Below are 15054 nucleotides of genomic sequence, written 5' to 3' on the forward strand. Positions count from 1 at the left end.
ATCGAAGACGGCTACGTCGCCGTCTCGGAGGGCAAGGTCGCGGCTGTCGGAACCGGAACGCCGCCATCCGCGCGCGACATGCAGGATTTCCGCGGCCACTGGATCATTCCGGGCGTCATCGACGGTCAGGTTCATTCCGGCAGTCAGGCCAACCATGAAGGCATCGGGATGTGCTCGAGGGCAGCCGCTGCGGGCGGCGTCACGGTGATGGTCGACATGCCTTATGACGAGCCAGAACCTGTCACGAGCGCGGCGCTCTTCAACGAGAAAGTTGCGACCGTCGAGCGGGATGCTCACGTGGATGTGGCGCTTTACGCCACCATCACGGTGGAGAACGGCCTTCATGCCATCCCAGGCCTCGTTGACGCGGGCGCTTGCGCCTTCAAATTTTCGACGTTCGAGGCAAATCCGACGCGGTTCCCCCGGATTGGCGACGACACGCTGTACGAAGCGTTCACGAGACTTGCGCCCACCGGACTACTCTGCGGCGTGCATAATCAGGATCAGGAGATGACACGGCGCAACATTGCGCGCCTGATCGAGGCAGGTGATACCGGACCGGACGCGTTTGGCCGCGCCCATACGCACCTGATCGAAAATCTTGCGACGGCGCGGATCTATGAAATCGGTGCCGAGACGGGTGCGCGTGCTCATGCGGTTCACGTCTCGACCTCCCGCGGCTTCGAGATCGCAAATATGTATAAGCGCGCCGGGCACAAGGCATCCATTGAAAGCTGCGTTCAATACTTCATGCTGAACGAAGAGGAGCATGTACGCAGGTTTGGCGCAAAGGTGAAGCACTATCCGCCAATTCGGTCCAAGGCCGAGAGCGAGTTGCTCTGGAGCCATCTCGCAGCCGGACATTGCGACTTCATCTCGTCCGATCACGTCTCGTGGGGCCTTGAGAAGAAAGGCGATCCGAATGTGTTCAAAAACACGTCGGGAGGCCCCGGTATCGAAACGCTGTTGCCGGCCCTCTGGACAGGGTGTGAGGAACATGGAATTTCGCCAACGATGGTCGTCAAGCAACTCTGCGAAGGTCCCGCAAAGGCATTCCTGCTTGCCGACAAGGGGCGCCTCGCCGCCGGGGCGGATGCCGACATCGTCGTGCTGGAGCCCGGTCGCTTCATCTTCGATCCGTCGAAGAGCCTGTCTGCCGTCCGTTGGAGTTCCTTTGAGGGACGCGAATTCACCGTCCGTGTCGCCGCCACGTTCGTGCGCGGGACCCTGGCCTGGGATGGCTCGACGATCCGCAACGCAGCCGGAGACGGGCGATTCCTCCGGCCATCCCCGTGAAACGCACTGTGATGCCCATCAACGCCGATCGGCTCTGGCGCCGGATCGAGACGCTGTCACGGATTACCGATCCCGACCGCCCGTGGACACGACGGTCGTTTTCGCCCCGTTTTCTGGAAGGCCGGCGCTGGCTCGAAGATGAGTTTCGCTCATCGGGTTTGGAGACGCAAATCGATGCCGGGGGAAATCTTTTCGGGCGCCTACCCGGGATCGCGCCAGTTTTGAAACCAATCGTGATCGGTTCTCATTCTGACACGGTGCCATCCGGTGGGCGTTACGACGGAATTCTCGGAGTTCTGGCGGGCCTCGAAGTGGCACAGGGGCTTGTGGAGCGCGGTGTCGGGCTGCGCCATCCGCTGGAAATCTACGACTTTCTCGCCGAGGAGCCGAGCGAGTTCGGCCTATCCTGCATCGGCAGTCGTGCCTATTCCGGCGCGCTTTCGCCCGAAATGCTGGATCTCACGCGTTTCGATGGGATGAGCCTTCGAGATGGGCTACGATTCGTCGGTGGGCGCCCCGAGGAACTTTCGTCCATCAAGCGCGACCGAGGCGACACCGCGGCCTATGTGGAACTTCATATCGAGCAGGGGCGCGTTCTCGAAAGCGAGGGGATTGATATCGGCATCGTGACGGACATCGTCGGTATCCGTCGCGAGCGGATCACGATCACCGGTCGCGCAGACCATGCGGGCGCGACACCGATGCCATTGCGCGCCGACGCGCTGGTGGGCGCAGCACGCGTCATCGAGAACGTTCATGAGAGAGCGCTGAAGCTCTCTGGCGGCGACAAACCACTCGTGGCCACGATCGGCACCATCACTGTCACGCCCAATGCGGCGAATGCGGTTCCAGGAAGCGTCGAGATGATCCTGGAAGTTCGATCAGGTGACGAGGGCTCATTCTCGACCTTCGGTGAAGAACTATTGGGTGATCTTTCTGCCAATCTGCGGGATCTTGGCCTGAGCGTGCGTTCGGAGTTGATCAGTAATGTCTCTCCGACACCCTGCTCCGAGGCAATTCGCGGTGCCATCGGGAAGGCAGCGTCCGAGCTCGGACTTTCTTATCGAGAATTGCCCAGCGGCGCCGGACATGACGGCGTCTTTATCTCCAGAACCGGGCCGATCGGCATGATCTTCGWTCCCTGCCTGGACGGTCGGAGCCACGCTCCAGAGGAATCGATCGAAAAGAGCCAGGCGGCCGATGGCGCCCGCGTGCTGGCCGAAACCGTGCGTCATCTCGACATGCTTTTGGAGTAGGCGATGCACTGGGCCACAAGCGAACTTTCGGAAAGAAATCTTTACAAACTCCTTGTGAACACGGTTCTGCCTCGACCGATCGCATTGGTGACGACCGTCGACGCGAACGGTCGCACCAACGCGGCGCCATTCAGCTTTTTCAATGTCTTCAGCCACGCCCCTCCACTTGTTGTGCTCGGCATCGAAGGGCGATCACCGGATGAAGCGCCGCTGAAAGATACCATGAGAAATATTCGGGCGACCGGAGCATTCGTGGTGAATCTCGTCGACCGGGCGCTCGTGGAAGCGATGAATATCTGCGCCATCGACTTCCCTGCAGAAATGGACGAATTGGCTGCCGCCGGTCTGGTTCCGGAGGCCAGTCGACAGGTCAGCGCACCCCGCATAGCGTCGTCGCCCGTGCAGCTTGAGTGTCGCGAGACCGTCTCGCTCTCGCTCGGCACGCGCAACCGTAACCTCGTGGTGGGTGAGATCGTTCACCTGCACGTTCGCGACGGGTTGGTGGATGAAAATTTCCATGTCGATGTCGATGGTCTCGATCTCGTGGCAAGGTTGCACGGTGCCGATTGGTACACAACGACCCGCGATCGGTTCCAGGTGCCGCGACAAAGCTTCGAAGCATGGCGCTCGCAGCGCGAAGGATTGCGAACCCAACGCGAACCAGGTGAAACATGAGCGGAACGATCTACGTCATCAATCCAAATTCCAACGAGGCAGTGACAGCCGGCATCGACACGGCGGTTGCTCCGCTGCGTTCGACAGACGGCCCCGCGATCGCGTGCCTTACATTGACCGACGGCCCGCCGGGCATTCAGTCGCAACGCGATGTGGATGGTATCGTGGCGCCATTGCTGAAGCGCGCAGCCGCGCTTGAAGAGGACGCCGCGGCGTTCGTCATTGCGTGTTTCTCAGACCCTGGGATGTATCCGCTCCGCGAGCAGAGCAACCGCCCCGTGCTGGGTATTGCCGAATGTGGCGTGCTGACGGCACTCACGCTGGGCCAGCGCTTCGGCGTGATCGCCATTCTGCCAACATCGATTCCGCGACACCTTCGCTATTTCGGTGCCATGGGCGTGACTGATCGGTTCGCTGGCGACCTCTCCATCGGCCTCGGCGTTGCCGAACTCGCCGATGGCGAGCGCACGCTTGGCCGCATGGTGGATGTGGGGCGCAGCCTCCGCGACGTTCACGGAGCCGACGTACTGGTGATGGGATGCGCCGGAATGGCGCGCTTCCGCGCACCCTTGGAGCAAGAGCTCGGAATTCCGATCGTTGAACCGACGCAGGCGGCGGTCACGATGGCAATGGGTCGGGTGCGTCTTGGCTGGGGCGGACGGCCATTGAGCGGAACAGTGTCGTGAGGGGTTTCGAGGAGCAGGTGGCTGCGATCGTCGGCGATAAGAATGTCCTCGTCGATGATGCCGACAAAGCGCCATTCCTTCAGGACTGGCTTGGGAAATATCGCGGGAAGGCCGTGGCAGTCGTCAAGCCCGCGACAACGCAGGAGGTCGCGTCGGTGCTGGCCGCCTGCCGCGATTCCGGAGTTGCGGTGGTGCCGCAAGGCGGCAATACCAGCATGTCCGGGGGCGCGACGCCTGATGCCACAGGTGCTTCAATCGTGCTCTCGCTCACCCGCATGAACAAGATCCGCAATGTGGATCCTATCGGCAATACAATGACGGTCGAGGCCGGGGTGATCCTCGCAGCTGTCCAGCGGGCGGCGAAGGAAGCCGGCCGATTCTTTCCACTGAGCTTGGGCGCCGAGGGAAGTTGTACGATCGGCGGTAACCTCGCCACCAACGCGGGCGGCGTCGCGGTACTGCGTTACGGAACCATGCGCGAACTGACCCTCGGCCTCGAAGTGGCATTCGCGGATGGCCGAATTTGGGACGGCCTCAGAGCTTTGCGCAAGGATAATACAGGCTACTCCTTGCGTGATCTTATCGTCGGGTCGGAAGGAACGCTTGGTGTGATTACGGGAGCGGTCCTGAAACTGTTCCCTGAGCCCAAGGCGCGCGCCACCGCGCTTGTTTCTCTGCGCGATGTCGATTCTGCATTGTCGCTTCTTGCGCGAGTGAGAGAACGTTGCGGCGATCGGCTGACCGCATTTGAATTCATGGCCGGAGACTGTGTTGAACTGGTGGTCCGGCATGTTGCAGATGTGAGGCTGCCTTTCCCCGCCGTCCCGCCTGCGGCCGTGCTTGTTGAGCTTTCCGATACGGATGATGATACTGCGCTTGGTGCCCGGCTTGAGGCGTCTCTTGTCGATGCGGCAGAGGCCGAAATCATTTTCGACGCTGCAATCGCGCAGGATGCGACTCAGGCCAGAACCTTTTGGCGGCTGCGGGAGGGTATTTCAGAGGCTCTGGTTCGTGAGGGCAAGGCTGCGAAGCACGACGTGTCCGTCCCTGTTGCTCGGATGGCAGACTTTATGGCGAGCGCGAATGCGGCGGTTGCCGGGGTTGCACCGGGGGTTCGTCACGTCGTGTTCGGTCATCTGGGCGACGGCAATCTTCACTATAACCTACTGAAGGCGGAGAGTACGAGCGACGCCGACTTTGCCGCCCTCGCTCCATCGCTGACCCGGATCGTCCACGACCAGACTGAGCGCTGTCGCGGATCGATCAGTGCGGAGCACGGAATTGGGCAACTTCGCGTCAACGAGATTCCGTATTACAAGGCGCCGATCGAACTGGAATTGATGCAGGCTCTCAAATCCATTTTCGATCCAGCCGGCGTCCTCAATCCGGGCAAGCTTCTGCCGGGAACGTCAAGCACTAAGGAAAAGTCATGACTTTGCTGAACGAAAATGCGGCCGGCGTTTATGTGATCGCCGTGACACCATTTGCGGATAATGGTGCCCTGGACCTCGAGAGCACGGACCGGATGGTCGACTTCTATCTTGATAAAGGCGCAACGGGTCTGACCGTGCTGGGCATGATGGGCGAAGCACCCAAATTGACCGCTTCGGAATCGAGCGACTTCGTGAAACGCGTCCTGGCGCGCGTTGCCGGCCGGTTGCCGGTCGTCGTTGGTGTCTCGGCTCCAGGTTTTGCGCCCATGCGCGAATTGAGCGAGAGCGTGATGGGGGAGGGTGCGGCTGGCGTCATGGTGGCGCCGCCTTCCCATTTGAGAACCGATGATCAGATTTACTCCTATTATGAAATGGTGGCCGAGACGCTCGGGGCGACACCCTTCGTGCTGCAGGATTTCCCACTTGTCACCAATGTCCAGATTTCCGCTGCGGTGATCCTTCGCATCATCAAGGCGTTGCCGACCTGCGTGATGCTGAAGCATGAGGACTGGCCGGGCCTGGCCAAAATCACTGCCTTGCGGCAGGCAAGCGAGAGAGGCGACGTCCGGCGGATTTCGATTCTGGTCGGCAACGGAGGCATGTTCCTGCCGGAAGAAATGGGCCGCGGGGCTGACGGCGCGATGACGGGATTTGCCTACCCTGAAATGATGGTGGACGTGGCGGCGGCACATGCGGCCGGGAATGTCGAGCGGGCGCACGACCTGTTCGACGCCTACCTCCCGCTGGCGCGCTACGAACAGCAACCGGGGCTTGGGCTCACGATCCGCAAGTATACCCTGGCAAAGCGGGGCGCCATTGCATCCGGTGCGCTCCGCAAGCCGGGCGGAAAGTTGTCAAGCGCCGATATCGCCGATATCGAGCGCCTCGTCGCGCGGCAGGAGCGCCGTCTGCGAGACATCACCTGACGGCAGGTTTTATATCTCGCCGCGCACGCCCGTGTTGTCGAAGGTCGGGCGTGCTTACTTGTTCCGGGAACGAAGTGCGCGCTCAGCTCCGTCGACTTAATTTGCGCCAGAACTCAAGCCCGCACGCTCAGGTCTGAATCCGCCTCGATCACAAGATCTGTTGGTGAGGAAAGGCGCAGCCTCGTATGGGATAGGCCCGGCGACGAGCATCGATCCGCCGTCGAAAACGTTCGCCAGTGAGGATGTCGGCGTCGGGGGGTGCCTGTGGCGATGAAACCGTGAGGCTGATAGTACCTTCAATTCTGCTCGCTCAATTCGTAGAAAAGGTCCGGATATGACAGTGCTTGTGACGGGTGGCGCGGGATATATCGGAAGCCACATGGTGCTTGCTCTTGCGGATGCCGGACGCAAGGCCGTGGTGCTGGATAACCTGAGCACTGGCCTCCGTCGGACGGTCCCCCCGGAGGTCCCGTTCGTGGAGGGTGATTGTGGCGACGAGGCGCTGGTCGGTGAGATCGTCGGCGCCCACGGGATCACAGCCATCGCTCATTTCGCCGGTTCGATCGTCGTCCCCGATTCGGTCTCGGACCCGCTGGGCTATTATCTGAACAACACGGTGAAATCGCGTGCCCTGATCGCTGCGGCAGTGAAGCACGGCATCGGCAAGTTCATCTTCTCATCGACCGCAGCGGTCTATGGCGATGCTTCAGAAAACCCGATACCCGAGGCGGCATCCCTCCAACCGCTCTCCCCCTACGGGTCGTCGAAGCTGATGACCGAGACCATGCTTCGCGACACGGCAGCCGCCTATCCATTCAACTACGTGGCATTACGTTATTTCAATGTGGCGGGAGCAGACCCGCTTGGCCGCAGCGGACAATCCAGCCGGCGGGCGACGCATCTCATCAAGGTCGCCACGCAGGCCGCCGTGGGGGAGCGTCGTCACGTGGATATTTTCGGAACCGATTATGCCACCCCGGATGGGACCTGCCTGCGCGATTATATCCACGTCTCCGACCTCGCGGATGCGCATCTTCGCGCCCTCGACTACCTGACCGCCGGCGGAGCAAGCGTCGTGCTGAATTGCGGTTACGGAAAGGGGCATTCGGTTCTGGAAGTTATCGACGCGGTCAAGCGGGTGTCCGGAACCGACTTCCCGACGGTGCGAGGCCCGCGGCGGTCGGGAGACCCGGCGATGCTCATCGCGGGCGTCGATCGCATCGGCGCGGTGCTCGGCTGGCACCCCGCCCACGACGATCTGGAAGAGATCATCGCGCACGCTCTTGCCTGGGAGGCGCAACTCGCCCAAGCCAAGGTTCAATCGGGAGAGGGATCCTAGCGACGTGGCGAGGCGGCACGTGATCGCGGATCCTTGGCTGGATCTGTCTTCCTTTCAATTCTGCGGAACGCGCTCAGTTTGATCCCCATCTGGTCCGTCCCTTGCGTTTCAGAATGAATGCGTGGAATATTTCCCAGGAGCGGCCTTCGCCAAGCGAACGAACTTGATCCCCTTCTTGGACCAGTTGAATTCGACGCCACTGACTAACGGGTGACCACAGGACAGAGGGAAACGCGCTTTAGATGTCCGACGTCCTATCGACCGAGACCGATCCGCGATGGTTGCCAGAGAGAGAAGTTCGCGTCGGATCGTGTGGCATTGCCGGCGAACTTGAAGACCTGCTGGACCACGTTCGGTTAAGCTTCGGCGTCAGTCTTGCGTCAATCCATTCCGTCGATGATGGGGCCGTCAAAATCACCGCTCGTTCGGGCGCAGGGTTTACTTTGGCGGAGTGCGAGACCGTATTCTGTGTCCGTACCCGCCTTGCTGGACGCACTTTCGTGGTGCCGGATACGCATCTCGACGAGCGCTTCAACGGCGAGCCCCTTGTCAGCGGTGCGCCAGGCATCCGTTTCTATGCCGGGGTTCCGCTTTCGCGCGAGCCCGGTCGGATCATTGGAACCTTGGGGCTGTTCGATACCCGGCCGCGCCAGATGTCGGCCGCGCAGGCGCGCCGGCTTGCGGATCTCGCGGCCTGTGCCGCGTCGATTGTGGTTCGGCGACACGATGCCACGCTGATCACCCGTTTGAGAGAAGAGATTGACACCCAGGCGCGACTGATCAGCGAGCAGGCGGCATCCTTGGCTCATAGCCAAAAGATCTTCGAGCGAGCTTCCGCCGCCGCGAAAATCGGCGTTTGGGAATGCGATCTGCCGAGCGAGAGGCTTCATTGGACCGATGCCGTCTACGACATGTTCGACCTGCCGCGCGGATCGCCCTTGGAGCGGAACCAGGCGCTGCGATGCTATACTGAGACGTCGTTGAAGGCCCTTACCGCACTCCGCAGCCAGGCGATCAGGGAACGTGGCGGCTTCGGGCTTGATGCAGAGATTATCACCGAAAAAGGCCGCCGGCGTTGGGTGCGGATTACCGCGACAGTGGAGTGTGAGGGTGGTGTGCCGGTTCGAATTTTCGGGATGAAGCAGGACATTACCGACGAGAAGCTCTTGTGGGAGAGGACCCGATATCTGGCGGAGTTCGATGTTCTGACCAGGCTTGCAAACCGGAGCCAGTTCCAATCCCGGCTCTCGGACCTGATTGACGACGCACCGGAACGCAATGGCCTGGGCGCTTTGCTGCTGATCGACCTCGACGGCTTCAAACAGGTTAACGATACTCACGGTCACGCGCTTGGGGACGAGTGCCTGAAGGAGGTGGCTCTTCGTCTTGCCACTGTATGCCGAGAGGCGGAAATTGTTGCCCGTATTGGAGGCGACGAGTTCGCAGTGCTATTGGGATCGCATCTCGATCAAAGTGCCATCGCGCAGGTCTCTGAAACGATCCTGGGTGCGATGCGAAAGCCGATCGAGATCGGCGGCCACGCGCTGATGCTCGGGGCTTCGGTCGGCGTCGCACTTGTTGATGGATGCACGCCTGCAGAATTATTCATCCGGGCTGATACGGCGCTGTACGCGGCAAAAGCAGCGGGCAAGAACGCTTTCAAAATATGCTGCTAAACCGTGTCGTTCTGGAACGGCACTGCGATGAACTGCGGTCGTGTGCACGAATTGGCGGGCGCTACTGTATTCGTGGTCGGTGCGACGTGGAGCATTATCATGCGTCGCATGCGGCTGCCCTTCGATACCATGGTGGACGGTGGCGGCATTGGGGCTTGGCGGGCACCGCTTCGCGACGAGTGTATCACTTCCTGGAAAACAGACGCGGAAGCGGGACACTGTTCCCAAGCCTCGCGACGAAAATGATCTCGTGATGGATCGACCGGTCTACGCACCGGCACGTTCCGGCAGACCTTTCAGCCTTCGACGACCTCAGCTGGGTGCCGACACCGCTCCTCTAAAGGCAGTGCACATCCAGGGCACCCGGCGCAACTCAGCGTGCTACGTGCCGGCCTACGCGAGGGAAGGCCATCTCAGACCAGGACACTGGTCGACCTGGACGGTCTAGGGCCGGAGGTGGCGATCATCCACAAAGTTAAGTTCGCGCCTGAGGACCTCCTCCCGGTTCACGGCCTTGCCCTGGTGTCCGGTCGCTGCGCAAACATCAACCCGTATTCGTTTCCACGGGACCAGACCACCCGGGCGGAAGCGACAAAGCCTCTCCCAATCGTCAGTTCGAACTTCGATGGGATCACGACCGGTTGGGGAAACGAGATCCGGGCGCCGTTGTCTGACATATCTCGCACAGTGCAGTGAAGAGGCGGGGCGGCGTCATTTAAGATGATCAGCCCGCTTAAAGCGGTGGGCCACCGCTTGCCGAAACGACGATTTTCCATCCGGTCTTTCCGCAAAATATTTGACGCTGGACAATAGTCACAATCGAAGCGTCCTGGTCAAGACGTGAGATCGAGCCGGATCAGCGTGACGAAGCCGCCATGCCGCGTCGCGGCGATCCGGGCAGAGCACCTTTGAGCAAGACAGCGGAAGACGTTGAAGCAGCAGCATCGGTGCGGGTGCCGGCTATGCCAGACCCCGCACGGCCGTGACCGTTACAAGGAGTGCGCTCTGGACAAAGGCGAAGGCCGTCCATTGGCGCGATCGCCCAACCGGGTGCCGGTACACTTCCGAGGCCCATCGGAAGCAGGTTGGTCAAGATCGGTGCGCCGGTTCCGCCAGCAACCCTTGCGATCAGCTCCCGGCAGGTTCGGGTAGGGGAACGCGGGCTGGTCTCGTTGGGGGGATAGTGACTGGTGCGCTCAGCAATGGTGCGGAACCGTCGATGCTGATCACATGGAGGTCCTTTTCGCCCCGATCGGATAGCGTAAAGGATTCCGACCACCCCGCATTAAAATCCCCGTTCTCCATGACTATGGCATCCGTCGTAGTTAGGAATAATTAACCATAAGCATCCAGAGTGCGTGGTAAAGGCCTGATTGGGGGGCGGACCTGGGGCAAGGTTGCACCAACCATGCCCCAACTGTAGAAGCTTTCCCAATCTAAGTTTAGGTATGGCTTATGAAGCGCTCAGTCAGTTTACCGTTCGCACTCGATCTTATTGAACGGGCGATTGCGGCGACGTTTTTTGGCTTCTTCGCCCTGCGATTACTGAAGGCCTACTTGGCAACGGAGACAGCCGTCTATCTCCTGCTGTTGCTCTCCGAATGTCTCGTTATCGGATTTATTGTTGTCAGAAGGACAGCCAGCGAGGTTTCACTAAGCCCTATGGATTGGTGCGTCGCAGTGGCTGGAACCACCCTTCCGCTTCTGGTCACCCCTGGAGGAGAACCGCTAGCGCCGGTCGCCCTCTCGGGAACTCTCATGCTCGCAGGAGTGGCAATGAACTTTTGTGCCAAGCTCTCACTTCGGCGCAGCTTCGGGATCATCGCGGCGAATCGGGGCATAAAAACGCAGGGGCCGTACAGATTTATTCGTCACCCCATGTATCTTGGTTACGTGGTGACGCAGGTGGGGTTTTTGTTGGCCAATCCGCTACTCTGGAATTTGGCGATTTACGCCGCCGCTTTCGTGCTTCAGATTCTCAGGATCCTAGCCGAGGAACGTACACTTTTCCAAGATCCCATGTACAAAATCTATGCCCAGAAAGTTTACTATCGACTGATCCCGGGCGTTTTCTGAAGGCGCATTATGGAATATTTACCTGATCTCAAACGACTTCTGCTGCTGATTGTTGTGTTTGTTCCAGCAGAACGTCTTCTTGCAATGCGGCAAGGACAAAAGCTGTTCCGGCGGGGCTGGGCGAACGACTTTCTTTATTACATCGCCAACGGTCCCATTATAGCCATTGGTGTCTCGGTTATCGTTCTCGCCACCGTTGTGAGCGCCGAGTGGCTAGTGCCTGCGCCGATCAGGCGCGCTGTTGCGAGCCAACCATACTGGCTCCAGACACTGGAGGTTATCCTTCTGGCGGACCTCGGCTTTTACGCTGCCCATGTTGCCTTCCACAAAATCCCTTGGTTGTGGAAGTTCCATGCCGTGCATCACAGTATCGAGGAACTGGACTGGCTGGCAGCTCATCGTGTTCACCCGGTCGATCAGATCATCACCAAGGGAGTCTCCCTGCTCCCGGTTTTTGCCCTCGGTTTTTCTGAAATACCAATTGCTATTTTTGGGCTGATATACGGCTGGCACTCCATCCTACTTCACGCAAACATCAAGATCAGCTTTGGCCCTCTGCGCTGGCTGCTGGCCTCCCCGGAGTTCCATCACTGGCACCACGCCAATCACCGGGAAGCATATGACAAGAACTTTGCTGGACAACTCTCTGTCCTCGACGTTGTGTTTCGCACCGCCCATATGCCAAAGGGTCGGATGCCAAGCAGGTACGGGACGAATGACCCGGTTCCTGCCAATTACCTTTCGCAGTTGGCGTATCCGTTCCGGCAAAATACCCGCTCCAGGGGAGGCAAACCGAATGCCTCGCCGGAGGAAGCTACGGACTTGTAAAAATTGTCCTTACACTAGGCACATGCCGACGAGAACGCTTGCTCGTAACTCTGTGTCTTGACCATGAACCAAGGGCCAAGGTATCAGGATAATATATAGCCAGCCGAGGGAAGATGAACTATTCCGAACAAAATGGCAGTATACAGAATGTAGCCAGCTGGTTGCTTGTTGGCATCATTGCTGCGGTTGATGCTGTTTGGATTATATTGTCCGATTTCCTCATTGACTTTTCAGGCACTCAAGATGCTCTCTTGGGCATTCTGGCACTCTGCGGCCCTCTTTGGTATTACCGGACTTATCGCTGCGATGCTAAGATTGTAGCCGCGCTGTCAAGCGTTCTGCTGCTCACTATCTTTACGGCAGTAACCGCACCACTGTCGTATCTCTCCGCAAGTCTCGCCTTGCCGTTTTGGGACGCAAAATTCTACGCATGGGATAAGAACCTTGGTCTCGATTGGCTAGCATACCTTGCCTGGGTCAATGACTATCCTTTCGTCGGCATGCTACTCAAGATCGCTTATGCAAGCTTACTACCCCAGATGATTATTTCCTGCTTGGCGCTTGGTTTCACAGSGCGGTTCTTTCAACTAAGCAGCTTCATCTTGGCAGTCATTCTGTCAGGCGTGTCATGTATTCTCATTTCGGCAATGATGCCCGCGATGGCGATGTATGTTCATCTTGGACTCCAACCGGCGGATTTTCCCAATCTTTCCCCCACTGCCGCGTATGTTCACGTTGAACACATTCAAGGATTAAGAGACGGAACGCTACGGGCCTTGAATCTCGATGCGGCGGAAGGGATCATTACTTTTCCGAGCTACCATGCGGCGCTGGCCGTCATCTTCATGATAGCATTCTGGTCGGTTCCGCTTCTGCGCTGGCCGGGCGTAGTCCTTAACCTAGCCTTGATTGCTGGCACCCCCATTGACGGCGGCCACTACTTTGTCGATTTAGGCGCGGGTATAGTTATTGCAATTCTATCTCTTTTGATAGCTCGTAGCCTGAGTCAGCTCCTTGCACACTGGCGGTATGCTCGACGAGTGCCAGTGCCGCGCTTCAGGTCAGGGAATKCCTAAGAGGTGGGCTTCAGATTTCAACCACAAGCCCGGCGAGTATTGCCCCGGGGGCATGTCGAGGCGGTGCCTCACCGTTGCCACCGCGTTTGCCGACGCCCACCGTTATCGGGTGGGGGGCTCATCGCCACATTGTCCAAACTTGAAATAGTCAGGCTGCGGCTTAAGCTTTCCCCGCACTCTCTCGCCACCGGCCACATTCCATGAAAAGACTTTGTGTTATATTGGGGTTCTTGGCAGCGGGTCAGGCCCACGCGCGGGATTTTGAAGCCGGCCGACAGGGTTGGCAGCTCGAACGCCTGTCCGATGACTTTGTGCTTCTGCGGACGGACATCACAGTCCCTGAACAGGGCAAGCGTCGGGACAGGCAGGGCCTGCTTTTCCTGACCTGTGAGCGGGGCGTCCGCCGGGTCCGGTTCCAGATCGGCGACATCCCCCGTAGTCCCAGTATTAACGCGTCGTCCCAAGGCAGTGCCATCGTGCGCGGGTGGTCTCTGGATCAGAAAGCTCCATCGCTCCCAATCTATCCGGCGGTGCTCTTTTTTGACGATGGGAGCTTCGAGTTCCGGGAAAAGACAGGCTTCAGCGATTCCATGATGCGCGGAATCCTGAACATTCTTCGCAAAACTCCCGAACGCCTCGAGATCGTTCTATTCAAGGGCACTGAAACGCGGGCATTCCGATCCGCGACAGCCATACAGTTAAGATTGCATGGCCTCGCTCAGGATCTTGGAGATATCTACGGCTTCGAGGGTCTCTGTTTTCATGCCAGTCGGTAGGGGCTACCTCGGAAGGAGTTCTCCCAATCCACTGTGGGCTTCACGGTTCTGGCACATCTCGAGTTGCTGAAGACTGTGCATCGGCCCAAAATAAAGCGAAGAAGCGGCGGACGGGGCAGCGCCGCTGGCTGGTCGTGATCCGCTCAAGCGGGCCGTCGGGACTTTACGAGAAGGGTGACCACGGTGATCGCAATCGCAACCATTGCAAGGTAGCCAATCGTGATGGTGCTTGATCTTGCTGTACAGCTTGAACTCAGAAAACTGATATTGAACCCGTTGACTCCGACGCAGACGGCGTCTCCGATGGTTGATGCGATGTTGTTCATCAGTCGCCTCCCGTGCCTTGATGGTATTTGATCTTGGGAAGGTTGCAAAACTCGGCGCACGGATCCCAGCCAGGACTAGGTCATATGGCCGAATGGACCCAGTCATTCTGTTGCGTAAAATCGGAGCACGAAAGACTGCGACTTTGTTTGGCATATCCAGGGTCTGCTACCCATGCCGAACCTGCGAAGTCCCGTCCAAGGTCAAGGATCAGACGTCATGAAGTCTTTTGTCTCGCATTTCATGAAGAACGAAGCCGGAGCGGCCGCCATCGAATACGGGGTTATAGCTGGCCTTGTTTCCGTCGTGATCGTGGGCGCGCTGATGCTTATGGCTCCGCAGTTACATAGCCTGTTCGGGAGCATCAGGGATGCAGTCATTGCTGCGTTGACGGGCTAGCGTTCAGAGAGGCTCTACCTCCTGATGCAAAGTCCCGTTCCTCTTGTCCTAGCCTGGTAAATTGTTGAATCGCTACCTTGCGATGGCTGCAGGCGTCGACCGAACGGTCTAAGCCTTACGAACGGACTAGGTCATATGGCTGATGTTGCATGGGCGGAGGCCTAGACCATTAAGCCGAATCGACTCAGTTGGCAGATTAGAGACAAATAGGGCAACACAAGGGCTGGGGATCTGGTTCTATGAATTCCAGATCAGGAACTTGTGCCGAGGCTGCGGGGTCAGCAGCGC

The 15054-nt window shown here is 58.9% G+C and carries 14 protein-coding genes; 12 read left to right on the forward strand and 2 right to left on the reverse strand.

Features of this window, described 5'->3' with window-relative positions; all coding sequences use genetic code 11:
- The 8 genes from AC1DVM_RS14790 to AC1DVM_RS14825 all read left to right on the forward strand — a co-directional run.
- On the forward strand, positions 1–1296 hold a 1296-nt coding region (locus AC1DVM_RS14790; RefSeq protein ID WP_477255391.1), incomplete at its 5' end, for a dihydroorotase.
- Positions 1293–2552, forward strand: a complete 1260-nt coding sequence (locus tag AC1DVM_RS14795) for a hydantoinase/carbamoylase family amidase (protein ID WP_477255393.1) — start codon at positions 1293–1295, stop codon at positions 2550–2552. The genes AC1DVM_RS14790 and AC1DVM_RS14795, both read left to right, overlap by 4 nt.
- A 3-nt stretch (positions 2553–2555) precedes the next feature.
- Positions 2556–3227 carry a flavin reductase family protein gene (locus AC1DVM_RS14800; RefSeq protein ID WP_477255395.1) on the forward strand — a complete coding sequence of 224 codons (672 nt, stop codon included), beginning with the start codon at positions 2556–2558 and terminating at the stop codon, positions 3225–3227.
- Positions 3224–3913 carry an aspartate/glutamate racemase family protein gene (locus tag AC1DVM_RS14805; protein ID WP_477255397.1) on the forward strand — a complete coding sequence of 230 codons (690 nt, stop codon included), beginning with the start codon at positions 3224–3226 and terminating at the stop codon, positions 3911–3913. The genes AC1DVM_RS14800 and AC1DVM_RS14805 overlap by 4 nt, the downstream gene beginning before the upstream one ends.
- 17 nt (positions 3914–3930) lie before the next feature.
- Entirely contained in the window at positions 3931–5346 is a 1416-nt protein-coding gene (locus tag AC1DVM_RS14810) for an FAD-binding oxidoreductase (protein ID WP_477255399.1), read from the forward strand.
- Entirely contained in the window at positions 5343–6272 is a 930-nt protein-coding gene (locus AC1DVM_RS14815) for a dihydrodipicolinate synthase family protein (RefSeq protein ID WP_477255401.1), read from the forward strand. The genes AC1DVM_RS14810 and AC1DVM_RS14815 overlap by 4 nt, the downstream gene beginning before the upstream one ends.
- 334 nt (positions 6273–6606) lie before the next feature.
- Positions 6607–7611: a UDP-glucose 4-epimerase GalE gene (gene galE / locus AC1DVM_RS14820; protein WP_477255403.1), complete on the forward strand. Its 1005-nt coding sequence runs from the start codon at positions 6607–6609 to the stop codon at positions 7609–7611.
- 242 nt (positions 7612–7853) lie between these two features.
- A complete protein-coding gene (locus AC1DVM_RS14825) occupies positions 7854–9287 on the forward strand; it encodes a diguanylate cyclase domain-containing protein (protein WP_477255405.1) in 1434 nt (477 codons plus the stop codon).
- Between the two features lie 506 nt (positions 9288–9793).
- Here AC1DVM_RS14825 and AC1DVM_RS14830 read toward each other — a convergent pair.
- Complete coding sequence (locus AC1DVM_RS14830; protein ID WP_477255407.1) at positions 9794–10063, reverse strand: PilZ domain-containing protein; 270 nt, start codon at positions 10061–10063, stop codon at positions 9794–9796.
- A gap of 679 nt (positions 10064–10742) precedes the next feature.
- Between AC1DVM_RS14830 and AC1DVM_RS14835 the strand changes: the two genes are divergently transcribed.
- The 3 genes from AC1DVM_RS14835 (at position 10743) to AC1DVM_RS14845 (ending at position 13267) form a co-directional block, all read left to right on the forward strand.
- Entirely contained in the window at positions 10743–11363 is a 621-nt protein-coding gene (locus AC1DVM_RS14835) for a methyltransferase family protein (protein WP_477255409.1), read from the forward strand.
- 9 nt (positions 11364–11372) lie between these two features.
- The gene (locus AC1DVM_RS14840) at positions 11373–12191 is read left to right on the forward strand and encodes a sterol desaturase family protein (protein WP_477255411.1); all 819 of its coding nucleotides are present in this window, start codon (positions 11373–11375) and stop codon (positions 12189–12191) included.
- Positions 12192–12304: 113 nt separating this feature from the next.
- Positions 12305–13267: a phosphatase PAP2 family protein gene (locus AC1DVM_RS14845; RefSeq protein WP_477255412.1), complete on the forward strand. Its 963-nt coding sequence runs from the start codon at positions 12305–12307 to the stop codon at positions 13265–13267.
- Between the two features lie 919 nt (positions 13268–14186).
- Here AC1DVM_RS14845 and AC1DVM_RS14850 read toward each other — a convergent pair.
- A complete protein-coding gene (locus tag AC1DVM_RS14850; protein ID WP_477255414.1) occupies positions 14187–14369 on the reverse strand; it encodes a hypothetical protein in 183 nt (60 codons plus the stop codon).
- A 217-nt stretch (positions 14370–14586) separates the two neighbouring features.
- Between AC1DVM_RS14850 and AC1DVM_RS14855 the strand changes: the two genes are divergently transcribed.
- Complete coding sequence (locus AC1DVM_RS14855; protein WP_477255417.1) at positions 14587–14766, forward strand: Flp family type IVb pilin; 180 nt, start codon at positions 14587–14589, stop codon at positions 14764–14766.
- Positions 14767–15054: the final 288 nt, after the last annotated feature.

The sequence above is a fragment of the Microvirga sp. P4_A5 genome, from assembly GCF_056402495.1.